The sequence below is a fragment of the Streptomyces sp. NPDC058534 genome, from assembly GCF_042717365.1.
GTDB lineage: Bacteria > Actinomycetota > Actinomycetes > Streptomycetales > Streptomycetaceae > Streptomyces.
Genome location: NZ_JBHXNW010000012.1, coordinates 105,438 through 113,474, shown reverse-complemented (window position 1 = coordinate 113,474; position 8,037 = coordinate 105,438). Strand labels below are relative to the sequence as shown.

Annotated in this window: 7 protein-coding genes; 5 read left to right on the top strand and 2 right to left on the bottom strand. The window is 74.6% G+C overall.

Features of this window, described 5'->3' with window-relative positions; all coding sequences use genetic code 11:
* The first annotated feature begins 157 nt into the window (after positions 1–157).
* Positions 158–1,159, top strand: coding sequence for an aminoglycoside phosphotransferase family protein (locus ACFWR9_RS10110; protein WP_383838472.1), 1,002 nt, complete (start codon positions 158–160; stop codon positions 1,157–1,159).
* A 69-nt stretch (positions 1,160–1,228) separates the two neighbouring features.
* Complete coding sequence (locus ACFWR9_RS10105; protein ID WP_383838384.1) at positions 1,229–1,495, top strand: hypothetical protein; 267 nt, start codon at positions 1,229–1,231, stop codon at positions 1,493–1,495.
* On the opposite strand, the gene ACFWR9_RS10100 is transcribed toward ACFWR9_RS10105, so the two are convergent.
* The gene (locus tag ACFWR9_RS10100; protein WP_383838381.1) at positions 1,414–2,493 is read right to left on the bottom strand and encodes a MerR family transcriptional regulator; all 1,080 of its coding nucleotides are present in this window, start codon (positions 2,491–2,493) and stop codon (positions 1,414–1,416) included. The two genes, ACFWR9_RS10105 and ACFWR9_RS10100, sit on opposite strands and share 82 nt — an antisense overlap.
* 121 nt (positions 2,494–2,614) lie before the next feature.
* Here ACFWR9_RS10100 and ACFWR9_RS10095 point away from each other — a divergent pair, with 121 nt between their 5' ends.
* Together ACFWR9_RS10095 and ACFWR9_RS10090 are read left to right on the top strand one after the other, a co-directional pair.
* Entirely contained in the window at positions 2,615–4,201 is a 1,587-nt protein-coding gene (locus ACFWR9_RS10095) for an alpha/beta hydrolase (RefSeq protein WP_383838378.1), read from the top strand.
* Complete coding sequence (locus tag ACFWR9_RS10090; protein WP_383838375.1) at positions 4,194–5,792, top strand: sulfite oxidase; 1,599 nt, start codon at positions 4,194–4,196, stop codon at positions 5,790–5,792. The genes ACFWR9_RS10095 and ACFWR9_RS10090 overlap by 8 nt, the downstream gene beginning before the upstream one ends.
* A 61-nt stretch (positions 5,793–5,853) precedes the next feature.
* Here the strand turns inward: ACFWR9_RS10090 and ACFWR9_RS10085 are convergent, their stop codons facing one another.
* Positions 5,854–6,552 carry a TetR/AcrR family transcriptional regulator gene (locus ACFWR9_RS10085; RefSeq protein ID WP_383838372.1) on the bottom strand — a complete coding sequence of 233 codons (699 nt, stop codon included), beginning with the start codon at positions 6,550–6,552 and terminating at the stop codon, positions 5,854–5,856.
* Positions 6,553–6,686: 134 nt separating this feature from the next.
* Between ACFWR9_RS10085 and ACFWR9_RS10080 the strand changes: the two genes are divergently transcribed.
* Positions 6,687–7,913, top strand: a complete 1,227-nt coding sequence (locus ACFWR9_RS10080; RefSeq protein ID WP_383838369.1) for a saccharopine dehydrogenase family protein — start codon at positions 6,687–6,689, stop codon at positions 7,911–7,913.
* Positions 7,914–8,037 lie beyond the last annotated feature (124 nt).

Sequence of the window (8,037 nt, the reverse complement as noted above, 5' to 3'; positions counted from 1 at the left end):
CGCCCGTAAGGCCGCGGCGGGGGTCACTGTCAACTCCACCTCTCGCCTTCCCCGGGCCCCCGCGCCCGCCGGGCGGGCCGCCGCCGCCCCGCGGGGCCGGCCCGGACGGGTGCGAAAAGCGGTGGCCGCACGGGGCGCACGATGCTGGGATGGCGTGATGCTCAGTGATGTGCCGGTGGTCGTGGACCGGGGGCGGTATCAGGATGCCGTCACGCCCTGGGACGAGCGGTCCTGGCGGGCCGATGCCCTCGCCTGGACGGCGGGCGCGCTGGCCGGGCGGGGCCTCCGGCCGGCGGGGGAGTGGCGGGTGCGGTTGCGCCCGTGGTCCGTCCTGGTACGCGTGCCCGTCGAGGGCGGCGCGGCGGTCTGGTTCAAGGCCAACCCGGAGGCCGGCGCCTTCGAGGGGGCGCTGACCGAGGCACTGGCCCGCTGGGTTCCCGGGCACGTACTGGAGCCGCTGGCCGTGGACACCCGCCGCGGCTGGTCGCTGCTCCCCGACGGAGGGCCGCTCTTCCGGGACGTCCTCGCACGGGGGACGACCGGCCCCGGCGCGTGGGAAGAACTGGTGCGCCAGTACGCGGCCGTGCAGCACGCCCTCACCCCGCACGCCCCGGAGATCACGCGGCTGGGTGTCCCCGGCGTTCCCGTCACCACCCTGCCCGGCGTCTTCGACCGGATCGACGACACCCCGCTGGAGCCGCACGAACGCGAGCGCCTGCGGGAGCTGCGCCCCCGCCTGCCGGACTGGTGCGCGGAACTCACGGCCCTCGGCGTCCCGGACTCCCTCGACCACGCGGACCTGCACGACGGCCAGGTGTTCCGGCCCGGGCCCGGCAGGTTCACGTTCTTCGACTGGGGCGACGCCATCGTCTCCCACCCCTTCGCGAGCCTGGCCGTCCCCGCCCGCCGGGCCCGCGAGCAGCACGGGCCACACGTACTGCCCCGTCTGCGCGACGCCTACCTGGAACCCTGGACCGGCGCCGGCCGGACCACGGCGGACCTGCGGCGCGCGGTGAGCCTCGCCTGGCGGCTCAGCGCCCTCGCCCGCGCGGCCGCCTACGGCAGACTGTTCCCCACCGCGTCCGGCGCCACCGGTGCTGCGACGGCCGAGGCAGGCGCACGCTGCCTGCTGGAACTGCTCGACGACCCACCCCTCTAGCCACCCCTCCAGCGGCGCCTCGCGCCCGGGACCCGGCCGTTGTCAGTGCCGGATGCGAGGCTGCCCGTCATGGATGAAGTGGAGTTCATGCGCGGCAGGGTCTACGGCGCCGACCACGACAGCCCCGGCCCATGCGCCGGACGCGTCTACGCCCAACTGGTGGGCGGCCCGCTGGACGGCCTGCTGCTGGACGTCACGGACCTCACCGACCAGGAGCGCGGCCGGGGAGTGTCCCTGGCCACCGAGATCGGCCACTACGGCGCGGGCGGCCGCTCCGCGTACGCGCCGAGGCCGGGGGACCCACGCCGCTTCGACTGGCGCGGCGACGTGCCCTGATCCACGAACCCCCTGGTCTCCGCGACCGCCCCCGTCTCCGCGACCGCCCCCGTCTCCGCGGCCAGCGCCGCGAGCAGCCAGTCGTGCGCGGACCCGGGGGTCGGTTCCGGTCTGCCGCCCGGCGGGGTACACACCTCGGAGACCAGTTCCCAGTAGGTGTCGAGCCGCGGGTCGGCGGCGAGTTGCCCGGCCAGCCGGCGCCGGAAGCCCGGAGTGTCCCGGACCCCGTACGCACTCGTGTACGCGGCGACGAAACCGTCCAGTGCCTCGCCGGGCCGCGGTTCCCGGTCCCGGCGCAGGTGCGCACCGGCCAGCTCGTACGCCTCCGCCAGCCCCGCGTACAGCACGGCCGCACCCCGGGCCCCGGCTGCCCGGTGCGCCTCGGGCTGCGGCTGCGCGGTGCCCGGGCACGGGGCGAGCGTGAGGGCGTTGAGACGGGCGAAGGCGAGCACCTGGTCCGGGGCCGGATCGTCGGGCGGCTGCGGAACCGCCACGTCCAGGAACGCCCCGGCCGCCGGGGCCGGCATCCGCGCCGGCAGCCAGCCACGCCAGAACCGGACCAGCGGCGCCGTGCTGGGCGGCAGGGACACGGAGCCGATCAGCCGCAGCCGGCCGGCCCGTTCCCCGGGCGGACACTCCTGCACCAGCCGCAGCGCCGCCTCCCGCCAGCGCATCGCCCGCAACTCCGAGCCGAGCTCGCGCAGCCGCCCGGCGACCGCGGCCTCCAGCGTCCCGCCCCCGCCGCCCCGTCCGCCCGTCGCGTCCTCCTCGTCGAGCACCCGGCGCACCTCGGGCACGGACAGACCCAGCGCGCGCAGCGACCGGATCAACCGCAGCCGGTCGAGCGCCTCGGGGCCGTACCGCCGGTGCCCGCCCGCGCTGCGGGAGGCCTCCGGCAGCAGATCGCGATCCGAGTAGAAGCGGACGGTCTTGACGGTGACACCCGCCCGCCCGGCGAGTTCGCCGATGCCGCACAGACCGTCGTCCGACGTGACCACTTGAACCTCCCTCAAGGGGAGTTCCTACCGTACCGGCGAACGCGGGCCGGTGATCGGGCCGGTCCGCGGACGTGCGGCGTTTGGACGACGCCGTACCGGACTCCGCGACGAGGGAGCGGCCATGACCACGTTCATCCTGGTGTCGGGCATGTTCACCGGCACCCACATCTGGCAGGACACCGCCGCGCGCCTGACCGCCGCCGGCGCGCGGGCGCACACCGTCGCCCTCACCGGGATCGACGGGCCGCGCGCCGCGCCGGGCACCGGCGTCGACCTGGAGACCCACATCGCGGACGTACTCGCGGTGATCGACTCGGTGGAGACCGGGCCGGACCGGAAGGTCGTCCTGGTCGGCCACGACTACGGCATCCACCCGGCCGTCGGCGCCGCAGACCGGCGCGCGGACCGCGTCGCCCGGATCGTCCACCTCGACTCGGGCCTGCCGCGGGACGGCGTCCCGGCCCTGGCCGCCGTGCCCGACCAGTCCCTGCGCGAGCGGGCGGCAGGCCGAAGCGCGGCGAGCGGGGACGCGTACGACGACGAAGTGCTGCCGCCCCCGGCCCACGACGAATGGCCGCGCTGGGGCAGCACCGAGGGCGTCCCCGCCGCTGCCCTGGACCGGCTCACCGCCCTCGCCGCCCCGCAGCCCCTCGGCACCCTGCTCCAGCCGCTGAGGCTGACCGGCGCCGTCGACGAGGTGCCCTCCACCGGCGTGCTCTGCACCCGCAACGGCACCAGCATCGAGATGGTCCAGATGCTGGTGGGCCTCGGCGACCCCGCGCTGCGCGCCCTCACCGACCCCCGCGTGACGTTCTTCGAACTCCCCACCGGACACTGGCCGATGCTCTCCCGCCCCGCCGAACTCAGCGACGTACTGCTGCGGGCCGCGGCCGGCGAGGGACACCGGCTGACGCCCGTCGACGCCGCCGAACCGCCGGCGCACCTGCGGCCGTTCCTGCTGGACGTCCCCGAAGTCCCCCGGGAACGGCACGGCAACGTCGACCTGTACCTGCCCGACGCCGAGGAGCCGCGGCCCGCGGTGGTGTTCGTGCACGGCGGCCCGGTACCCGCCGACGCCAGGCCGACCCCGCGCGACTGGCCGGGCCTGACCGGGCACGCCCGGTACGCGGCCGGGCAAGGGGCGGTGGGCGTGCTCCTCGACCACCGCCTGCACGACCTCGGCGACTACGAGCGGGCCGCCGCCGACGTGGCCGCCGCCGTCGAACTGGTCCGCGACGACCCGAGGGTGGACGCCGACCGGATCGCGCTGTGGTTCTTCTCCGGTGGCGGTCTGATCACCGCCGACTGGCTGGACGCACCCCCGGCGTGGCTGCGCTGCCTCGCCGCCACCTACCCGGTCCTCGCCCCGCTGCCCAACTGGGGACTGTCCGGCACCCGCTTCCACCCGGCGCGGACGCTGGCGAACGCCGGAGCGCTGCCCGTCGTACTCACCCGGGTGGGACGGGAGATGCCCGAGATCGCCGCCACCGTCGAGGAGTTCCTGGCGGCGGCGAAGGACCACGGCGCGGACGTGGAGGTGGTCGACGTGCCGCACGGCCACCACGGCTTCGAGACCATCGACGACACCGACGAGGCACGCGCGGCGATCCGGCACGCCATGCGTTCGGTCCTGCGCCTCGCCTTCGGGCCGGACGCGCGAGGTCACCAATCCGCCCGCCGTCCGGCCCCGGATTACCGACGTGAGTGACGACGACAAGACCCCGCGGAATCAGCCGGCCTCAGCATGGACGCGCCTCGGACTGGGGGCGCTGAGCGGTCTGCTGGCGGGCGGCGCGGCGCTCGCCGTCGCCGAGTTGGTGGCGGTGGCGGTACGACCGCAGGCCGGTCCGGTCGTCGCGGTCGGCGGGGCCGCCATCGACCGGACGCCCGCCGCCGTCAAGGACTGGGCGATCCGCTCCTTCGGCACCAACGACAAGCTGGTCCTCCAGCTCGGCATTCTCGCCGTGCTGACGCTGTTCGCCCTGGCCCTCGGCGTGCTCGCCCTCCGCCACCGGCGGACCGGCGCCGCGGGAGTCCTCGTCTTCGGCGTCGTCGGCGCCGCCGCGGCCCTCAGCCGGCCCGACTCCACGGGCGTCACGGACGCCTTGCCCTCCGTGCTGGGGGCGGTCGCCGGCGCGCTGCTCCTGTACTTCCTCGTCGGCCGCCTGCCCGCACCGGGCCGGGACGTCCCGGACGGAGAGGGCGAGGACTGGGACCGGCGCCGCTTCGTGATCGCGGCGACCGCCGCTGCCGCCGCCTCGGCCGGGGCCGGTGTACTGGGCCGGGCCCTGACCGGCGCGGACGGCCGGGAAGCCGTCGCGTCCCGCGACAACATCACCCTCCCGCGGCCCGCCTCGGGCGCCCCCGCGGTGCCCCGCCGCGCCCAGGTACGGGTGGAGGGGGTCAGCTCCTTCTTCACCCCCAACAGCGACTTCTACCGGGTCGACACCGCCCTGGTGGTCCCCAAGGTGGACGCGACGGCCTGGCGGCTGCGCATCCACGGCAAGGGAGTCACCCGGGAGAAGACCCTGACCTTCGACGACCTGCTGCGGCGCGAGCTGATCGAGCGCGACATCACCCTCACCTGTGTGTCCAACGAGGTCGGCGGCCCGTACGTGGGCAACGCCCGCTGGATCGGCGTCCGGCTGGCCGACCTGCTCAAGGAGTGCGGCGTGCGGCCGCCGTCGGCGGGCGGTCCCGCCGATCAGCTGGTGGCCCGCTCCACGGACGGCATGACCATCGGCAGCCCGGTGGAGGACGTCATGGACGGCCGCGACGCGATGCTCGTCGTCGGGATGAACGGCCAACCGCTGCCGTTCGACCACGGGTTCCCGGTCCGCATGCTCGTGCCCGGCCTCTACGGCTATGTCTCGGCCTGCAAGTGGATCAAGGACATCGAGCTGACGACGTTCGACGACTACGACTCGTACTGGGTCAAGCGGGACTGGGCTCGTGAGGCCCCGATCAAGACACAGTCCCGGATCGACACGCCGAAGCCGTTCGGCCGGCCCAAGGCGGGCACGGTGATGGTCGCGGGCGTCGCCTGGGCCCAGCACCGCGGCATCGACAAGGTCGAGATCCGCGTCGACGACGGCCCCTGGCAGGAGGCCACCCTCGCGGCCGAGGACTCCCGCGACACCTGGCGCCAGTGGTCCTACGCCTGGAAAGCCACGAAGGGCGGCCACACCCTGACCGTGCGGGCCACCGACCGCACCGGCGAGGTACAGACCGAGAAGCGCACCAAGACCGTGCCGGACGGTGCGAGCGGGTGGCACTCCGTGGTGGTGACGGTGGACTGAGCGGGGGCGAGCCGGCCTCCCGCAGACAGCAAGCCGGCCTCCCGCAGACAGAGCGCGTCCCTCACGACCCCAGGCGCGCCGCCGTGTGGTCCAGCAGCATCTCCAGGGCGCCCGGGTAGGCGCTGTGCGGCATCCGCCGGGCCAGGAGCCGGGCCGTGGCCGCGATGTGGGGATGCGACGTCGCCGGCAGCCGTGCGTACGTGGTGCCCCACATGTCCTCGTCCGCCGTCCGGCTCTCCTCCGTCAGAGCCAGCGCCCCGGCGTCGAGCGCCGCGAAGGCCAGGCTCTGGTCGATGAACGTGTGATAGATCCGGGCGGCGTCCTCGTCCGGCAGACCCGCGTCGCGCAGGATGCCGAGAATGGTCTCGTCCACCGCGATCTCCCGGGGCCGCCCGGTGACCCGGCTCGCGGTGAGCACGGCGGCCTGCGGGTGGGCCAGGTAGGCCGAGTGGATGGCGAGGCCCAGGGCCCGCAGGTCGGTACGCCAGTGACCGGTCGCCGTCCAGCTCTCCAGGGCCCGGCCCATCAGCTCGTCGCCGATGGCCCGCGTGAGGTCGTCCATCCCCGCGAAGTACCGGTAGAGGGTGCTCGGATCCGCGCCCAGCGCGAGACCCAGGCGCCGGGCGGTCAGTCCGCCACCGCCGTGCTCGCGCAGCAGCCGCAGCGCGGTGTCCACGATCAGCGTCTCGGACAGCACCGTGCCCTGCCGGGTCGGCCGCCGCCTGCGCCGCGCCTCGTTCCGTACCACCGGCTTCGGCATCGCACTCCTCCTCGTCGCTCCCGCGCGCGGCGGGCCTTATGCCAACGCGGTTGACCTTACCGTTCGGGCTCCCGTTCCATCGGGGGCACCCGGGAGGCGCCCGTCTTCCGTGACGAGCCAGAAAGGTGTCCGACATGCGTGTACTTCTCGTCGGCGCGGGCGGTGTCGGAACCGCCGTCACCAGGATCGCGGCCCGCAGGAGGTTCCTGACCCACATGGTCGTGGCCGACTACGACCTCGCCCGTGCCGAGGCCGCCGTCGCCGCGCTCGGCGACGAGCACGGTGACCGGTTCAGCGCCCGGCGACTGGACGCCTCGGACGGCGAGGCCGTACGCCGGATGCTCGCCGAGCAGCGCTGCGACGTGCTGCTCAACGCGACGGACCCGCGCTTCGTGATGCCGCTGTTCGAGGCGGCCCTCGCGGCCGGGACCCACTACCTCGACATGGCGATGTCGCTGTCCGTCCCGCACACCTCCCGCCCGCACGAGGAGTGCGGTGTGAAGCTCGGCGACGACCAGTTCGCCCTGACCGGCCGCTGGGACGAGTCCGGCCGGGTCGCCCTGGTCGGCATGGGCGTGGAGCCCGGCCTGTCCGACGTCTTCGCCCGGTACGCCGCGGACGAACTCTTCGACGACGTCGAGGAGATCGGGGTCCGCGACGGCGCGAACCTGACCGTCGAGGGCTACGACTTCGCGCCGTCCTTCAACATCTGGACCACGATCGAGGAGTGCCTCAACCCGCCGGTCGTCTTCGAGAAGGACCGCGGCTGGTTCACCACCGCGCCCTTCAGTGAGCCCGAGACCTTCGACTTCCCCGAGGGCATCGGCCCCGTGGAGTGCGTGAACGTCGAGCACGAGGAGGTGCTGCTCATCCCGCGCTGGGTGGACGCCCGGCGCGTGACGTTCAAGTACGGCCTCGGTGAGGACTTCATCGCCAAGCTGAGGACCCTCCACGAACTCGGCCTGGACTCCACCGCCAAGGTGACGGTGCCCGGCGCGGACGGGCCGGTCGGCGTGTCCCCGCGCGACGTGGTCGCCGCCTGCCTGCCCGACCCCGCCACCCTGGGCGACCGGATGACCGGCAAGACCTGCGCCGGCACCTGGGTCAAGGGCACCCGGGACGGCGCGGCGCGCGAGGTGTACCTCTACCACGTGGTCGACAACGAGTGGTCGATGCGCGAGTACGGTTCCCAGGCCGTCGTCTGGCAGACGGCCGTCAACCCGGTCGTCGCCCTCGAACTCCTCGCCACCGGCGCCTGGCAGGGCACCGGGGTCCTCGGCCCCGAGGCCTTCCCGCCGCGGCCCTTCCTCGACCTCCTCACCGAGTACGGGTCCCCCTGGGGCCTGCGCGAAGAGGGCTGACCGCGCGGACGCGGCACACGCGTCGAATGCTTGCCCCGCGTAGCGGCGGCGGCCGGTAGGCGGGGGATGCGGTTTCTGTGCGACGTCGTGAGGTGTAAGCCGCGGAGTGGGTGGTTTGAGTGGG

What these genes read in the sequence shown, in the direction of transcription:
- ACFWR9_RS10110 (WP_383838472.1), top strand. Translation starts at nt 158, where the DNA reads ATGCTCAGTGATGTGCCGGTGGTCGTGGACCGGGGGCGGTATCAGGAT.
- ACFWR9_RS10105 (WP_383838384.1), top strand. Translation starts at nt 1,229, where the DNA reads ATGGATGAAGTGGAGTTCATGCGCGGCAGGGTCTACGGCGCCGACCAC.
- ACFWR9_RS10095 (WP_383838378.1), top strand. Translation starts at nt 2,615, where the DNA reads ATGACCACGTTCATCCTGGTGTCGGGCATGTTCACCGGCACCCACATC.
- ACFWR9_RS10085 (WP_383838372.1), bottom strand. Translation starts at nt 6,552, where the DNA reads ATGCCGAAGCCGGTGGTACGGAACGAGGCGCGGCGCAGGCGGCGGCCG.
- ACFWR9_RS10080 (WP_383838369.1), top strand. Translation starts at nt 6,687, where the DNA reads ATGCGTGTACTTCTCGTCGGCGCGGGCGGTGTCGGAACCGCCGTCACC.